We start from the raw sequence: 14,243 nt of genomic DNA, 5'->3' as shown, positions 1-14,243 counted from the left end.
CTTGTAAACCGAATTAAAAACATTTAGGTTTACGAGTCTACACGGTTCTCACAACAAAACGTAGAAAATTATGACCAAACATTCTCGCTGGACGCTGTCGCAAGTCACCGAATTATTTGAAAAACCGCTGCTGGATCTGCTCTTTGAAGCCCAGCAAATCCACCGTCAGCATTTTGATCCTCGCCAGGTGCAGGTCAGTACATTGCTGTCGATTAAAACCGGCGCCTGCCCGGAGGATTGCAAATATTGCCCACAAAGCTCGCGCTATAAAACCGGGCTGGAAGCAGAGCGCCTGATGGAGGTCGAACAGGTGCTGGATTCGGCGCGCAAGGCGAAAAACGCCGGGTCCACCCGTTTCTGTATGGGGGCGGCGTGGAAGAACCCTCACGAGCGCGACATGCCGTATCTTGAGCAAATGGTGCAGGGGGTGAAGGCGATGGGGCTGGAGGCCTGTATGACCCTCGGCACCCTGAGCGAAGCGCAGGCGCAGCGGCTGGCGGCGGCGGGGCTGGATTACTACAACCACAACCTCGACACTTCGCCGGAGTTCTACGGCAATATCATCACCACCCGTTCTTATCAGGAGCGTCTGGATACGCTGGATAAAGTGCGCGATGCCGGGATCAAGGTCTGCTCCGGCGGGATTGTCGGGCTGGGCGAAACGGTAAACGATCGCGCCGGTTTGCTGCTGCAACTGGCGAATCTGCCGACTCCGCCGGAAAGCGTGCCGATCAACATGCTGGTGAAGGTCAAGGGGACGCCGCTGGCCGATAACGACGATGTGGACGCATTTGACTTCATCCGCACGATCGCGGTGGCGCGCATTATGATGCCCACCTCGTACGTGCGTCTCTCTGCCGGTCGCGAGCAGATGAACGAACAAACCCAGGCTATGTGCTTCATGGCGGGCGCGAACTCTATCTTTTACGGCTGCAAGCTGTTGACCACGCCGAACCCGGAAGAAGATAAAGACTTACAGCTGTTCCGTAAGCTCGGACTGAACCCGCAGCAAACCGCCGTGCTGGCAGGGGATAACGAGCAGCAGCAACGGCTGGAGCAGGCGCTGATGACCCCGGATACCGACGCCTGGTACAACGCGGCAGCGGTATGAGCTGGCAGCAAAAAATCGACGATGCGCTAAACGCGCGTCGTTCAGCGGATGCCCTGCGTCGTCGTTACGCGGTTGAGCAGGGCGCGGGCCGCTGGCTGATGACCGGCGATCGCCGCTTTCTCAACTTTTCCAGCAACGACTATCTGGGCTTAAGCCACCATCCGCAGATTATTCACGCCTGGCAACAGGGGGCGGAACGCTTCGGCGTAGGCAGCGGCGGCTCCGGCCACGTCAGCGGTTATACCGTTGCGCATCAACACGTTGAAGAAGAGCTGGCGGACTGGTTGGGTTACCCGCGCGCGCTGCTGTTTATCTCAGGTTTTGCCGCTAATCAGGCGGTCATTGCCGCGTTGATGGCAAAGGACGATCGGATTGTCGCCGATCGCCTCAGCCATGCCTCGTTGCTGGAGGCGGCAAGCCTTAGTCCGGCGCCGCTTCGCCGTTTTACCCATAACGATACCCGGCATCTGACGCGACTGCTCGATGCCCCCTGTCCGGGGCAACAACTGGTGGTCACTGAAGGCGTATTCAGTATGGATGGCGACAGCGCGCCGCTGGCGGAGATCCAGCGTGCGGCAGCGCGGCGCAACGCCTGGCTGCTGGTGGACGATGCCCACGGCATTGGCGTCTGCGGCGAAGAAGGGCGCGGCAGCTGCTGGCGGCAGCAGGTGCGACCAGAACTGCTGGTCGTGACCTTTGGTAAAGGCTTTGGCGTCAGCGGCGCGGCGATATTGTGTTCAGCCCGCGTGGCGGATTATCTGCTGCAATTTGCCCGACACCTGATCTACAGCACCAGCATGCCGCCCGCTCAGGCGCAGGCGATCCGGGCCTCCCTTGCGGTGATCCGCAGCGAAGAAGGCGACGCGCGCCGGGCGAAACTGGCGGCGCTCATCGCACGCTTTCGTCGCGGCGTAGACCGCAGCCGTTACCGACTGGGGGAATCGCACAGCGCGATCCAGCCGCTGATCGTTGGCGATAACGCGCGGGCGCTGCATCTGGCGGAAACCCTGCGCAGCCGTGGCTGCTGGGCGACGGCAATCCGTCCGCCAACGGTGCCTGCGGGGACGGCGCGTTTGCGCCTGACCCTCACCCAGGCGCACGAGCGTGAAGACATTGACCGTCTGCTGGAGGTGCTAAATGACGCAGGTGAATAAACAGGCCATCGCGGCGGCGTTTGGCCGTGCGGCGACGTGTTATGAACAACACGCCACGCTGCAACGGTTGAGCGCGGACGCGCTGCTGGCGCAGTTGCCGCAGCAAAGCTATGGGCAGGTGCTGGACGCCGGCTGTGGTCCTGGCCGGTTGAGCCGTTACTGGCGTGAGCAGGGCAGTCAGGTCACCGCGCTGGATTTGTCCTCACCCATGCTTGACGAGGCGCGGCGGCGTAATACGGCGCACCACTATCTTGCCGGAGATATCGAGTCGCTGCCGTTGGCGAGCGCGACGTTCGATCTCGCCTGGAGTAATCTCGCCGTTCAGTGGTGCAACGACTTACACGGCGCGCTGAGCGAACTTTACCGGGTGGTGCGTCCCGGCGGCAGAGTGGCGTTCACAACGCTGGCGAAAGGGTCGCTGCCGGAGCTGCATCAGGCATGGCGGGCAGTCGATAACCAAACCCATGCTAATCGGTTCTTACCGCAGGCGGCGCTGCGCGATGCCCTGCGCGGCTGGCGTAGCGAAAGCCATCTGCACACGTTGACCCTGTGGTTTGACGATGCGCTGAGCGCGATGCGTTCGCTGAAGGGGATTGGGGCCACGCATCTGCACGAAGGACGTGAACCGCGCGTGCTCACCCGTGCGCAGCTGCAAAAAGTGCAGTTGGCCTGGCCTCAACAACAGGGAAAGTATCCGCTCACCTACCATCTTTTTGCAGGAGTTATTGAACGTGATTAAACGCTATTTTGTTACCGGTACTGATACCGAGGTCGGGAAAACCGTCGCCAGCAGCGCTTTGCTCCAGGCGGCAGGCAAAATGGGGCTGCGCACGGCCGGGTATAAGCCGGTTGCCTCCGGCAGCGAAATGACGCCGGAAGGGTTGCGCAACAGCGATGCGCTGGCGCTCCAGCGCAGCAGCAGCCTGCCGCTTGACTACGCGGCAGTGAATCCTTATACCTTCGCCGAGCCGACCTCGCCGCACATCATCAGCGCCGGAGAGGGCAGACCGATTCAAACCGATGTGATGTCAGCCGGGCTACGGGCGCTGGAAACCCGCGCGGAGTGGGTGCTGGTGGAAGGCGCGGGCGGCTGGTTCACGCCGCTGACAGAGGACGTTACGTTTGCCGACTGGGTGCAGGCGGAACAACTGCCGGTGATTTTAGTGGTCGGCGTGAAGCTGGGATGTATTAACCATGCGATGCTCACCGCGCAGGCCATTCAGCAGGCCGGGCTGACGTTAGCCGGCTGGGTGGCGAATGACGTCCAGCCGCCGGGTAAACGCCACCGCGAGTATATGGCGACGCTGGCGCGGGTTATTCCCGCGCCTTTACTCGGGGAAATCCCCTGGCTTGGCGCTGAAGCGCAAACCGTCGCAACAGGACAATATCTGGATCTCGCGCTTTTGACCGGAGAGTAAATGGCGATTTTGCGAGCAATGTCGCCTGCGACAGGCCGTTTCGTTAGCTGATAAAAATCAAAATTTAGCGATAATTTTTTTTTATTGTCCTGAAATCCGTCAACGAGGGGAAATTGCCAGGCGGCAGACCGTGTGGGCTGGAAGCAGTTATCCACTATTCCTGTGGATAACCTTGTGTATTAGAGTTAGAAAACGCAGGGTAAGCGAGAGAATACGCGGCTTCCAGCCAAATTGATGCGAAAGACGTCTTTGTTGAATATTATTTATTTTTCAGTAAGTTATATAAAGGCAATAGCTGTCGCAGAACTGTCATTGAATGCAATAAAACTTTCATGACACGACTTGACAATGTTAACGAAGTGATTGGTTTGGGGATAACCCCGCCGGTCAGAAGATTATCTTGTCAGCGGTGAAATTCTCGCCGCTGACGCTGTGTCTTTTCGGCGCGTAACACAAATATTCTCCGTTGTTACTGTTTTTTCATCCAGTATATTTTACTGGCAAAATTATGCGCTGCGAGTAAAATTACAAGCCTGCCCGCCCATTGCTTCAGGTAGCTGCCCATGAGTAAACCGTTCAAACTGAATTCCGCATTTAAACCGTCAGGCGACCAGCCAGAGGCGATACGACGCCTCGAAGAAGGGCTGGAGGATGGCCTGGCGCATCAGACGCTGCTTGGCGTAACGGGGTCAGGGAAAACGTTCACCATCGCCAATGTCATTGCCGACCTCCAGCGTCCGACCATGGTACTCGCGCCGAACAAAACGCTGGCGGCGCAGCTGTACGGCGAAATGAAAGAATTCTTTCCGGAAAACGCGGTGGAATATTTCGTCTCTTACTATGACTACTATCAGCCTGAAGCCTATGTGCCCAGTTCCGACACCTTCATTGAGAAAGACGCGTCGGTAAACGAACACATTGAGCAGATGCGTTTGTCGGCAACCAAAGCCTTGCTCGAGCGTCGCGACGTGGTGGTGGTGGCCTCGGTGTCGGCGATCTACGGTCTGGGCGACCCGGATCTGTACCTGAAAATGATGCTGCACCTGACGGTGGGGATGCTGATCGACCAGCGCGCGATCCTGCGTCGTCTGGCCGAGCTACAGTACACCCGTAACGATCAGGCGTTCCAGCGCGGCACCTTCCGCGTACGCGGCGAGGTGATCGACATCTTCCCGGCGGAATCCGACGACATCGCGCTACGTGTGGAGCTGTTTGACGAAGAGGTGGAGCGGCTGTCGTTGTTTGATCCGCTCACCGGACAGGTGGAATCGACCATTCCCCGCTACACCATCTACCCGAAAACCCACTATGTCACGCCGCGCGAGCGTATTTTGCAGGCGATGGAAGAGATCAAAGACGAACTGGTCGATCAGCGCAAGATCCTGCTGGCGAACAACAAGCTGCTGGAAGAGCAGCGTCTCAGCCAGCGCACCCAGTTCGATCTTGAGATGATGAACGAGCTTGGCTACTGTTCGGGGATCGAAAACTATTCACGCTATCTTTCTGGACGCGGACCGGGCGAGCCGCCGCCGACGCTGTTCGATTATCTGCCCGCAGACGGCCTGCTGGTGGTGGATGAATCGCACGTCACCATTCCGCAGATTGGCGGCATGTACCGTGGCGACAGAGCGCGTAAAGAGACGCTGGTGGAGTATGGGTTCCGCTTGCCTTCCGCGCTGGATAACCGTCCGCTGAAGTTCGAAGAGTTTGAAGCGCTGGCCCCGCAGACTATCTATGTTTCCGCGACGCCGGGCAACTATGAGCTGGAGAAATCGGGCGGCGACGTGGTGGATCAGGTGGTTCGTCCGACCGGCCTGCTGGATCCGGTCATTGAGGTGCGTCCGGTGGCGACGCAGGTGGACGACCTGCTTTCAGAGATCCGCGCGCGGGCGTCTATCAATGAGCGCGTGCTGGTGACAACCTTAACCAAGCGGATGGCGGAAGATCTCACCGAATACCTGGAGGAACACGGTGAACGGGTGCGCTATCTGCACTCGGACATCGATACCGTCGAGCGTATGGAGATCATTCGCGACCTGCGCCTCGGCGAGTTTGACGTGCTGGTAGGGATCAACCTGTTGCGAGAGGGGCTCGACATGCCGGAAGTGTCGCTGGTGGCGATCCTTGACGCGGACAAAGAAGGGTTCCTGCGTTCTGAACGTTCGCTGATTCAGACCATTGGCCGCGCGGCGCGTAACGTTAACGGCAAAGCGATCCTGTACGGCGATAAGATCACCCCGTCGATGGCGAAGGCCATTAGCGAAACCGAGCGCCGCCGTGAGAAACAGCAGCAGTACAACGAGCAGCACGGCATTACCCCGCAGGGGCTGAACAAAAAAGTGGTCGATATTCTGGCGCTGGGTCAGAACATCGCGAAGACCAAAGCGAAGGGCAGGGGCAAGTCACGCTCCACGGAGAAGGCGGATATCGTCGGGATGGATATGTCGCCGAAGGCGCTGCAGCAGAAGATCCATGAGCTGGAGGGGCAGATGATGCAGCACGCGCAGAATCTGGAGTTCGAGGAAGCCGCGCAGATCCGCGACCAGCTCCATCAACTGCGTGAGCTGTTTATCGCCGCGTCATAATCCGGTATTCAGGCAAAGCGTCGCAGACCGGAAAAGCGAAGCGCTACGCCGGTCGCGATCGAGACATGCCCGATTTAACCCAGCGCCTGCACCGCTTTTTCCAGCGCGCAGTGCAGTAGCTGGCGGTCATGGCGATAGGGGATATCGCTGGCTTCCAGCTCCTCCTGAATCACTACTCTGTCGTTGATGGCGCTGACGTCAACGTTAGGACCGACGACCACGGCGTCAATCACTCGTTTACCGACATACTGCTCCATAATCGCCAGTTTATCGACCAGGGTCAGGCTGGCTGCCGGCAGACTCAGTTCACGCCCCAGATTGCCGATATAGACCATCGGCGCCTGGGTGCGGCGCAGCGCCTGCGCCAGGTCATCCAGCAGCAGGATCGGCATCAGACTGGTGTAAAAACTGCCAGGGCCAATCAGGATCAAATCCGCTTCGTTAATTGCCTGCACCGCTTCCCGCGTGGTGGGCACGTTGGGTGACAGCATCAGGTCCTGCGGCGGGGTGAGCAACTGGTCAATATTCACTTCGCCATACACCTCATGCCCCTGATCGTCGATCGCCATCAGATCGACCGGCAGTTCCGACATCGGGATTAAATGCGCGTCGACTTTAAGCAGGTTACGAATTAAATTGATCGCCTCCAGAGGCCGCACGCTCAGGTGATCGAGCGCCTTTAACATCAAATTTCCCAGGTTATGACCCGAAAGTTCGCCATTACCGCCAAAACGATACTCAAACATAGCCGACGCGACGCTGGGTTCGGTTATCAACTGGTTAAGGCAGTTGCGCATATCCCCCCAGGCGATACCGCCTTCCGAGCGGCGGATACGTCCGGTCGAGCCGCCGTTATCGGTGGTGGTGACAATGCCGGTGAGGCGTGAGCCCAGTGATGAAAGTGATGAGAGAACGCGTCCTAATCCATGCCCTCCGCCGAGAGCGACGACACGATCCAGGTCAGCCAGCGTACGATTGCGCATAAAATATCCTGAAGTCAGATTTACCTCGCTACAGTAGCGCACATCGCGGGTTTTCAGCAATTCACTCCCCGCTGGAGAGAGAAATAAATTATGCGCAGCTACCCCTTTTGTACGAGATGTCGGTTACTGCCTAATGATGTATATCAATGCAAAAAGCCCATTTTCGCTTATTCTGTAGCGAAATAGCACGATCATGACGCTATATATAAGTTTATATAGCGTTAGGCGTAAATGGCAAAATGGTCGTTTACGCGCTAGTATCGGCTAATCATTAAAAAACACTCTAGCCTCTGCGCCTGGGTCAATGAAGACATTGATATGGCGCTTTGGCCGTGACAGCGTAAACGCGTTGCCACCAGGGTGCAGGAAGAAATGACTGCGCCTCCCGTACTGGAAAGGTGTCTATGGCCTCACAACTGACCGATGCTTTCGCGCGCACGTTTTATTACCTGCGTTTGTCGATTACCGATGTGTGTAACTTTCGTTGCACCTACTGTCTGCCGGATGGCTACAAGCCCGGCGGCGTCACCAATAACGGTTTTCTTTCTGTCGATGAAATTCGTCGGGTTACCCGCGCGTTTGCCAGTCTTGGCACCGAAAAAGTGCGCCTGACCGGCGGTGAACCTTCCCTGCGCCGCGATTTTACTGACATCATCGCTGCTGTGCGGGAGAACGACGCCATCCGCCAGATAGCCGTCACTACTAACGGCTATCGCCTGGCGCGTGATGCCGCAGCCTGGCGCGAGGCCGGGTTGACGGGCATCAATGTCAGCGTCGACAGCCTGGACGCCCGGCAGTTTCACGCCATTACCGGACAGGACAAATTCCGGCAGGTGATGGCGGGCATTGACGCCGCCTTTGAGGCGGGCTTTACAAAGGTCAAAGTCAATACCGTGCTGATGCGTGACGTGAATCATCATCAGCTCGATACCTTCCTGAACTGGATCCAGACGCGCCCTATCCAGCTACGCTTCATCGAACTGATGGAAACGGGCGAGGGCAGCGCGCTTTTCCGCAAACACCATATTTCCGGCCAGGTGCTGCGCGATGAACTGCTGCGTCGTGGTTGGATCCACCAGCTGCGCCAGCGCAGCGACGGCCCGGCGCAGGTTTTCTGCCACCCCGACTATGCGGGCGAAATCGGCCTTATCATGCCGTACGAGAAAGATTTCTGCGCCACCTGTAACCGACTGCGCGTCTCTTCGGTGGGTAAACTGCATCTCTGTTTGTTTGGCGACGGCGGCGTCAGCCTGCGCGATCTGCTGGTCGAAGACTCGCAGCAGCATGCGCTGGAAAAACGTATTTCTCTCGCGCTGCGTGAGAAAAAGCAGACCCATTTCCTGCATCAGAACAACACCGGTATTACGCAAAACTTATCGTACATTGGCGGTTGATCGCTAAAAGGAGTTTTCCATGAGTCAGGTAAGCGCTGAATTTATCCCGACCCGTATCGCTATTCTTACGGTGTCGAATCGTCGTGGTGAGGAGGAAGATACCTCCGGTCATTTTCTGCGTGACGCGGCACAGGAAGCGGGACATCAGGTGGTGGATAAAGCCATCGTCAAAGAGAACCGCTACGCCATCCGCGCCCAGGTGTCGGCGTGGATCGCCAGCGAAAACGTCCAGGTAGTGCTGATCACCGGCGGGACAGGGCTCACCGAAGGCGATCAGGCGCCGGAAGCCCTGCTGCCGCTGTTTGACCGCGAAGTTGAAGGCTTTGGCGAACTCTTCCGAATGCTGTCGTTTGAAGAGATTGGCACCGCGACGCTGCAGTCGCGCGCGGTGGCAGGTATGGCCAACCATACGCTGATTTTCGCCATGCCGGGTTCAACGAAAGCCTGCCGTACCGCCTGGGATAATATCATTGCTCCGCAGCTTGATGCGCGCACCCGTCCGTGTAACTTCCACCCTCATCTGAAGAAATAAGTATGTCGCAACTGACCCATATTAACGCCGCTGGCGAAGCGCACATGGTCGACGTTTCCGCTAAAGCGGAAACTGTTCGCGAAGCGCGCGCCGAAGCCTTTGTCACCATGCGCAGTGAAACACTGGCGATGATTATTGACGGCAGCCACCATAAGGGCGATGTCTTCGCCACCGCGCGCATCGCGGGCATCCAGGCGGCAAAACGTACCTGGGAGCTGATCCCGCTGTGCCATCCGTTGCTGTTGAGCAAAGTTGAAGTGCAACTGCTGGCTGAACCGGAGCACAACCGCGTGCGCATTGAGTCACTGTGCCGTCTGACTGGCAAAACCGGCGTTGAGATGGAGGCGTTAACCGCCGCGTCGGTTGCGGCGCTGACCATCTACGATATGTGTAAAGCGGTGCAGAAAGATATGGTGATTGGTCCGGTGCGACTGCTGGCGAAAAGTGGCGGCAAATCGGGTGATTTTAAGGCGGATTCTCATGATTAAGGTTCTCTTCTTCGCCCAGGTTCGCGAACTGGTCGGCACCGATGCGCTGAACGTGGCGGCTGATTTTCCCACCGTTGAGGCGCTGCGCCAGCATCTGGCGACAAACAGCGACCGCTGGGCGCTGGCCCTGGAAGACGGCAAACTGCTGGCGGCAGTCAACCAGACGCTGGTCAGCTTTGATCATCCGTTAAGCGCGGGTGACGAGGTGGCGTTTTTCCCGCCGGTAACGGGAGGCTGAGATGGCGGAAACGAAAATCGTGGTCGATCCGGCGCCGTTTCGTGTCGGCGACGAATACCCGTGGCTGGCGGAACGTGACGAAGACGGCGCGGTTGTGACCTTCACCGGCAAAGTCCGTAATCACAACCTCGGCGACAGCGTGAAGGCGCTGACGCTGGAGCACTATCCCGGCATGACCGAAAAAGCGCTGGGCGAGATTGTGGCAGAGGCGCGCACGCGCTGGCCGCTGGGGCGCGTTACCGTGATCCATCGTATCGGCGAACTGTGGCCGGGCGATGAGATCGTGTTTGTCGGCGTCACCAGCGCGCATCGCGGTAGCGCCTTTGAGGCGGGCGAATTTATTATGGACTACCTGAAAACCCGCGCGCCATTCTGGAAACGTGAAGCGACGCCGGAGGGCGAGCGCTGGGTGGAAGCCCGCGACAGCGACCAGCAGGCGGCAAAGCGCTGGTAGCAGAATGTGATACGCTTATACAGGTGTCACTTTTTTAACAGGAGATTTTCATGGACAGATTTCCACGATCCGATTCAATTGTGCAGGCGCGTTCCGGTCTGCAAACGTATATGGCGCAAGTGTACGGCTGGATGACCGTCGGACTGCTGCTGACCGCGTTTATTGCGTGGTATGCGGCGAATACCCCTGCGGTCATGATGTTCGTCTTTTCCAGCAAAATCACCTTTTTTGGCCTGATTATCGCCCAATTAGCGCTGGTTATTGCGCTTTCGGCGATGGTGCATAAGCTCAGCGCGGGCATGGCGACCACGCTGTTTATGCTCTATTCGGCGCTCACCGGGTTGACGCTGTCGAGCATTTTTATCGTCTATACCTATTCGTCCATCGCCAGCACCTTTGTGGTGACCGGCGGGATGTTCGGCGTGATGAGCCTGTGGGGTTACACCACCAAACGAGACCTGAGCGGCTGGGGCAATATGCTGTTTATGGCGCTGATAGGCATTATCCTGGCGTCGCTGGTGAACTTCTGGCTGAAGAGCGAAGCGCTGATGTGGGCAGTGACCTATATTGGTGTGGTGGTGTTTGTCGGCCTGACCGCCTATGACACCCAGAAGCTGAAAAATATTGGCGAGCAGATTGATGTGCGCGACAGTTCAAACCTGCGCAAGTACTCGATTCTCGGGGCGCTGACGCTGTATCTGGACTTTATCAACCTGTTCCTGATGTTGTTACGTATCTTCGGCAACCGCCGGTAATCTCACCGAACCTGATGGCGGTTCCGCCATCAGGTTCGGCACATCAGAAGACTACTTCGCCATCGCCTTTTCGTTTTTCGCCCGCAGCTTTTTCGCCCGGCTTTCCAGTACCAGATAACAAATCAATGCCAGCAGCAGCGGTATGAAATAATACAGTACGCGGTAAGCGAGCAGGGCGGCGATGATTGTCCCTTGCGAAGTATGCTCACCGGCGAGTAGCGCAATGAACACCGCTTCCAGCACGCCGATCCCCGCAGGAATATGGACTATCACCCCGGCGATACTGCTCACCAACAGCACGCCCAGCACAAAGAAGTAGTTCACATCCTGGCCCATCAGTAGCCAGATAATCAGTCCCATCACCATCCAGTTGGCGCTCGAAATGGCCATTTGCACCAGCGCAAATTTCCACGACGGCAGCACCAGTTTTTGCCCTTTGATGGTGACATGACGGCGCTTAGCAAAGGCGCAGAACCACATATACACGGCGATGACAAGCAGTAGCGCCACGCCGAGAATGCGCAGCGTGCCTTCGTCGATATACCAATGGGCGGGCAACTGCACCACACCGAAGGTAAAGATAATCCCGCCCAGCAGAATGTAGCCCAGCCAGTTGGTGGTAATACTCAATGAGAAAATACGGGTGATGGTGCTGCCTGGCAGACCGAGGCGCGAATAGAGTCGATAGCGCATCCCGATGCCGCCGACCCAGGTGCTTAGCGTCAGGTTAAAGGCGTAGCAGATAAACGACACCAGCATGACCTGGCGTTTCGCCAGCTTATGCCCGCAGTAAGCGCGCCCTAACAGATCGTAGCAGCCGTACAATAAATAGCTGACGATCACCAGCCCGACAGCGCTGAGCAGCGCCACGCGGTTGTAGTCGCGGATAACCGTCCAGACATCCTCCCAGTTGACCTTTTTGGCATAGATGACCAGCAGGACAATTACTGCAATAAAAAAAAGCCAGGTAAGGATCTTTTTCGCCAGCCGCCAGCGCGGATGAGATTTCGCCATTAGGGTTTCGCTCCTGTATCTTGTGCTTCAACGCGGTCCTGCGTCTCCATCTCGGGCTGGGCTGGCGGTTCAACCTGTGCCAGATGTGGAGTATGCGCAGGCAGCCAGCCCACCAGCGCCGGGAAATGCCGTAAAAAGTGGAACGCCAGCACGCTCTTGGTCAGGTTCCACCAGGTGCGTTTGGGCACCATCGACTCATCCACCTGTTTACAGTCTTTCTCGATGATCGCATTAAGGTTATCGCGCAGAGTCTGGTTAAACTGACGGTCGTGTATGATCAGGTTCGCTTCCAGATTCAGCGACAGGCTGAGCGGATCGAGATTACTGGAGCCGACCGTCGCCCAATGGTCGTCCATTAACGCCACCTTGCCATGCAGCGGTTTGCGGCGATATTCGTACACCTGAACGCCGCCCTTTACCAGATAGTTGTAAAGCAGGCGCGCGCCGACTTTCACAATCGGCATATCCGGTTCGCCCTGTACGATGAGCTTCACGCGTACGCCGCGACGCGCCGCATTGCGCATCGCATGGAGCAGCCGATACCCGGGGAAGAAATAGGCGTTGGCGATAATCACCTCCCGCCGCGCCTGGGTCAGCATTTTCAGGTAGTGGCGTTCGATGTCATCGCGATGTTCTTCGTTATCGCGCCAGACAAACAGCGCTTGCGCCTCGCCGGGCTGGTGGTTCTCTACCGCCTGGTGATGACGCTTCCACCAGCGGCGTACCGCGCTCTGCCCCGGAAGATTTTCCACCTCGAACTGTAAAATATCGGCCACAATCGGACCTTCGACGCGTACCGCGTAATCCTGCTTGGCCTCGGGACCATAGTCGGACATATGCTCATCGGAATAGTTAATGCCACCGACAAATGCCACCCTGGCGTCGATCACCACAATTTTGCGGTGCATGCGGCGAAAGACGTTGGTGCGCATCCCAAAGACCCGCGGGCGGGGATCGTAGTAGCGGAACACCACGCCTGCGGCGGTCAGTTCACCCACAAATTCATCGCTGAGATCCGGCGAGCCGTAGCCGTCGAGCAGCACTTCCGCCTTCACGCCACGTTTGGCCGCTTTGAGCAGCGCCGCATGCAGCTGTTTCCCAACGTTGTCCTCAAACCAGATGAAGGATTCCAGAATGATCCTTTGCTCTGCTTCGGCAATGGCTTTATACACGGCGGGGTAAAACTGATCGCCGTTTTCCAGCAACTGAATCTGGTTACCTTCACGCCAGCCACACTTCATAAATGGACCTCCGCGCTCAGGGGAGCATGATCGGAAAGATGACGCCAGTTGCGCAGCGGCAACGCCGTTGGCGCACTGGTATTGGCATTTTTTACGTAAATACGATCGAGTCGTAATAGCGGCAGGCTGACCGGAAAGGTGCGCGCTGGACGACCGTTGGCGCGGGTGAAGATCTCCTCCAGCCCGGCCGCTTTTTTCAGCGGATGGTTGGCTTTTTGCCGCCAGTCGTTGAAATCGCCAGCCACCACCACGGGTTCGCCGTCGGGCAGGGCGTTGACCCAGTCGGCCAGCATTTTGAGTTGCGCCTGACGATGCGCTTCCCGTAAGCCCAGATGGACGCACATCACATGGATTGGATGGTTAAGCTGCGGCGGCACTATGCGGCAGTACAGCACGCCGCGCTTTTCGCTGCCCGCGACCGACACATCGCGGTTTTCATAGTGTTCAATCGGATAGCGCGACAGCACCGCGTTGCCATGATGCCCTTCCGGGTATACCGCGTTGCGTCCATAGGCGTAGTCGCTCCACATGGTATCGGCGAGAAATTCGTAATGGGTAGTGTCCGGCCAGTTCTCAACGTGCAGCGGATGCACTTCATGGGCGCCCAGCACTTCCTGCAGGCACACAATGTCGGCGCCGACTGTGCGCACAGCGTCGCGCAGCTCTGGCAAAATAAAGCGCTTGTTAAAGGCGGTGAACCCTTTGTGCGTATTAATGGTGAGCACTTTGAATGAAAAATTACCGGTGTGTTGAGTCATGATTCTCCTGTCAACGTCACTATCCCGAGTAAATAGTGTAGTCGTCGTCACAAAAAGGTGCGTTGTTACGGAATTTTCCGTAAAGTTCGGTACTCTGAATCATTAGACGGAAATCCTT

15 protein-coding genes and 1 riboswitch are annotated in these 14,243 nt (G+C 57.4%); of the genes, 11 read left to right on the top strand and 4 right to left on the bottom strand.

Annotated features, from left to right (window positions below; genetic code table 11):
• The first annotated feature begins 70 nt into the window (after nucleotides 1-70).
• The 5 genes from bioB (at nucleotide 71) to uvrB (ending at nucleotide 6,268) form a co-directional block, all read left to right on the top strand.
• Nucleotides 71-1,111, top strand: a complete 1,041-nt coding sequence (gene bioB / locus OGY07_RS17785) for a biotin synthase BioB (protein ID WP_042285153.1) — start codon at nucleotides 71-73, stop codon at nucleotides 1,109-1,111.
• The gene (gene bioF, locus OGY07_RS17780; RefSeq protein ID WP_286602118.1) at nucleotides 1,108-2,265 is read left to right on the top strand and encodes an 8-amino-7-oxononanoate synthase; all 1,158 of its coding nucleotides are present in this window, start codon (nucleotides 1,108-1,110) and stop codon (nucleotides 2,263-2,265) included. The genes bioB and bioF overlap by 4 nt, the downstream gene beginning before the upstream one ends.
• Complete coding sequence (bioC, locus tag OGY07_RS17775; RefSeq protein WP_181821734.1) at nucleotides 2,249-3,004, top strand: malonyl-ACP O-methyltransferase BioC; 756 nt, start codon at nucleotides 2,249-2,251, stop codon at nucleotides 3,002-3,004. The genes bioF and bioC overlap by 17 nt, the downstream gene beginning before the upstream one ends.
• The gene (bioD, locus tag OGY07_RS17770) at nucleotides 2,997-3,683 is read left to right on the top strand and encodes a dethiobiotin synthase (protein WP_286602115.1); all 687 of its coding nucleotides are present in this window, start codon (nucleotides 2,997-2,999) and stop codon (nucleotides 3,681-3,683) included. Before bioC ends, bioD begins: the two co-directional genes overlap by 8 nt.
• A 563-nt stretch (nucleotides 3,684-4,246) precedes the next feature.
• Entirely contained in the window at nucleotides 4,247-6,268 is a 2,022-nt protein-coding gene (uvrB, locus tag OGY07_RS17765; protein WP_286602113.1) for an excinuclease ABC subunit UvrB, read from the top strand.
• Nucleotides 6,269-6,342: 74 nt separating this feature from the next.
• Here uvrB and yvcK read toward each other — a convergent pair whose 3' ends face one another.
• The gene (yvcK, locus tag OGY07_RS17760; RefSeq protein WP_181821728.1) at nucleotides 6,343-7,251 is read right to left on the bottom strand and encodes a uridine diphosphate-N-acetylglucosamine-binding protein YvcK; all 909 of its coding nucleotides are present in this window, start codon (nucleotides 7,249-7,251) and stop codon (nucleotides 6,343-6,345) included.
• A gap of 267 nt (nucleotides 7,252-7,518) precedes the next feature.
• A riboswitch (molybdenum cofactor riboswitch) is annotated at nucleotides 7,519-7,668 on the top strand.
• Here yvcK and moaA point away from each other — a divergent pair.
• The 6 genes from moaA (at nucleotide 7,656) to OGY07_RS17730 (ending at nucleotide 11,112) form a co-directional block, all read left to right on the top strand.
• On the top strand, nucleotides 7,656-8,645 hold the full coding sequence (gene moaA, locus OGY07_RS17755) for a GTP 3',8-cyclase MoaA (protein WP_199956400.1): 990 nt from the start codon (nucleotides 7,656-7,658) through the stop codon (nucleotides 8,643-8,645). Its footprint overlaps the riboswitch before it by 13 nt.
• Nucleotides 8,646-8,664: 19 nt before the next feature.
• Nucleotides 8,665-9,177: a molybdenum cofactor biosynthesis protein B gene (gene moaB, locus OGY07_RS17750; protein WP_042285136.1), complete on the top strand. Its 513-nt coding sequence runs from the start codon at nucleotides 8,665-8,667 to the stop codon at nucleotides 9,175-9,177.
• Between the two features lie 2 nt (nucleotides 9,178-9,179).
• The gene (gene moaC / locus OGY07_RS17745; RefSeq protein ID WP_042285132.1) at nucleotides 9,180-9,665 is read left to right on the top strand and encodes a cyclic pyranopterin monophosphate synthase MoaC; all 486 of its coding nucleotides are present in this window, start codon (nucleotides 9,180-9,182) and stop codon (nucleotides 9,663-9,665) included.
• Nucleotides 9,658-9,903, top strand: a complete 246-nt coding sequence (gene moaD / locus OGY07_RS17740) for a molybdopterin synthase sulfur carrier subunit (protein WP_042285128.1) — start codon at nucleotides 9,658-9,660, stop codon at nucleotides 9,901-9,903. Before moaC ends, moaD begins: the two co-directional genes overlap by 8 nt.
• A gap of 1 nt (nucleotide 9,904) precedes the next feature.
• Nucleotides 9,905-10,357, top strand: coding sequence for a molybdopterin synthase catalytic subunit MoaE (gene moaE / locus OGY07_RS17735; RefSeq protein WP_286602108.1), 453 nt, complete (start codon nucleotides 9,905-9,907; stop codon nucleotides 10,355-10,357).
• A gap of 50 nt (nucleotides 10,358-10,407) precedes the next feature.
• Complete coding sequence (locus OGY07_RS17730) at nucleotides 10,408-11,112, top strand: Bax inhibitor-1/YccA family protein (RefSeq protein ID WP_042285122.1); 705 nt, start codon at nucleotides 10,408-10,410, stop codon at nucleotides 11,110-11,112.
• A 51-nt stretch (nucleotides 11,113-11,163) separates the two neighbouring features.
• Here the strand turns inward: OGY07_RS17730 and OGY07_RS17725 are convergent, their stop codons facing one another.
• The 3 genes from OGY07_RS17725 to OGY07_RS17715 are packed head-to-tail and all read right to left on the bottom strand — an operon-like array spanning nucleotide 11,164 to nucleotide 14,125.
• Nucleotides 11,164-12,126, bottom strand: coding sequence for a lysylphosphatidylglycerol synthase domain-containing protein (locus OGY07_RS17725; protein WP_181821724.1), 963 nt, complete (start codon nucleotides 12,124-12,126; stop codon nucleotides 11,164-11,166).
• Nucleotides 12,126-13,367, bottom strand: a complete 1,242-nt coding sequence (gene clsB / locus OGY07_RS17720) for a cardiolipin synthase ClsB (RefSeq protein ID WP_042285117.1) — start codon at nucleotides 13,365-13,367, stop codon at nucleotides 12,126-12,128. Before clsB ends, OGY07_RS17725 begins: the two co-directional genes overlap by 1 nt.
• Nucleotides 13,364-14,125, bottom strand: coding sequence for an endonuclease/exonuclease/phosphatase family protein (locus OGY07_RS17715; RefSeq protein WP_181821720.1), 762 nt, complete (start codon nucleotides 14,123-14,125; stop codon nucleotides 13,364-13,366). Before OGY07_RS17715 ends, clsB begins: the two co-directional genes overlap by 4 nt.
• Between the last annotated feature and the right edge of the window lie 118 nt (nucleotides 14,126-14,243).

Origin of the sequence: Citrobacter sp. Cs237, from assembly GCF_030332325.1 — a bacterium.
Classification (GTDB): domain Bacteria; phylum Pseudomonadota; class Gammaproteobacteria; order Enterobacterales; family Enterobacteriaceae; genus Citrobacter_A; species Citrobacter_A sedlakii.
This window is presented reverse-complemented; position numbering and strand designations above follow the sequence as displayed.

What these genes read in the sequence shown, in the direction of transcription:
- bioB (WP_042285153.1), top strand. Translation starts at nt 71, where the DNA reads ATGACCAAACATTCTCGCTGGACGCTGTCGCAAGTCACCGAATTATTT.
- bioF (WP_286602118.1), top strand. Translation starts at nt 1,108, where the DNA reads ATGAGCTGGCAGCAAAAAATCGACGATGCGCTAAACGCGCGTCGTTCA.
- bioC (WP_181821734.1), top strand. Translation starts at nt 2,249, where the DNA reads ATGACGCAGGTGAATAAACAGGCCATCGCGGCGGCGTTTGGCCGTGCG.
- uvrB (WP_286602113.1), top strand. Translation starts at nt 4,247, where the DNA reads ATGAGTAAACCGTTCAAACTGAATTCCGCATTTAAACCGTCAGGCGAC.
- yvcK (WP_181821728.1), bottom strand. Translation starts at nt 7,251, where the DNA reads ATGCGCAATCGTACGCTGGCTGACCTGGATCGTGTCGTCGCTCTCGGC.
- moaA (WP_199956400.1), top strand. Translation starts at nt 7,656, where the DNA reads ATGGCCTCACAACTGACCGATGCTTTCGCGCGCACGTTTTATTACCTG.
- moaB (WP_042285136.1), top strand. Translation starts at nt 8,665, where the DNA reads ATGAGTCAGGTAAGCGCTGAATTTATCCCGACCCGTATCGCTATTCTT.
- moaC (WP_042285132.1), top strand. Translation starts at nt 9,180, where the DNA reads ATGTCGCAACTGACCCATATTAACGCCGCTGGCGAAGCGCACATGGTC.
- moaD (WP_042285128.1), top strand. Translation starts at nt 9,658, where the DNA reads ATGATTAAGGTTCTCTTCTTCGCCCAGGTTCGCGAACTGGTCGGCACC.
- moaE (WP_286602108.1), top strand. Translation starts at nt 9,905, where the DNA reads ATGGCGGAAACGAAAATCGTGGTCGATCCGGCGCCGTTTCGTGTCGGC.
- OGY07_RS17730 (WP_042285122.1), top strand. Translation starts at nt 10,408, where the DNA reads ATGGACAGATTTCCACGATCCGATTCAATTGTGCAGGCGCGTTCCGGT.
- OGY07_RS17725 (WP_181821724.1), bottom strand. Translation starts at nt 12,126, where the DNA reads ATGGCGAAATCTCATCCGCGCTGGCGGCTGGCGAAAAAGATCCTTACC.
- clsB (WP_042285117.1), bottom strand. Translation starts at nt 13,367, where the DNA reads ATGAAGTGTGGCTGGCGTGAAGGTAACCAGATTCAGTTGCTGGAAAAC.
- OGY07_RS17715 (WP_181821720.1), bottom strand. Translation starts at nt 14,125, where the DNA reads ATGACTCAACACACCGGTAATTTTTCATTCAAAGTGCTCACCATTAAT.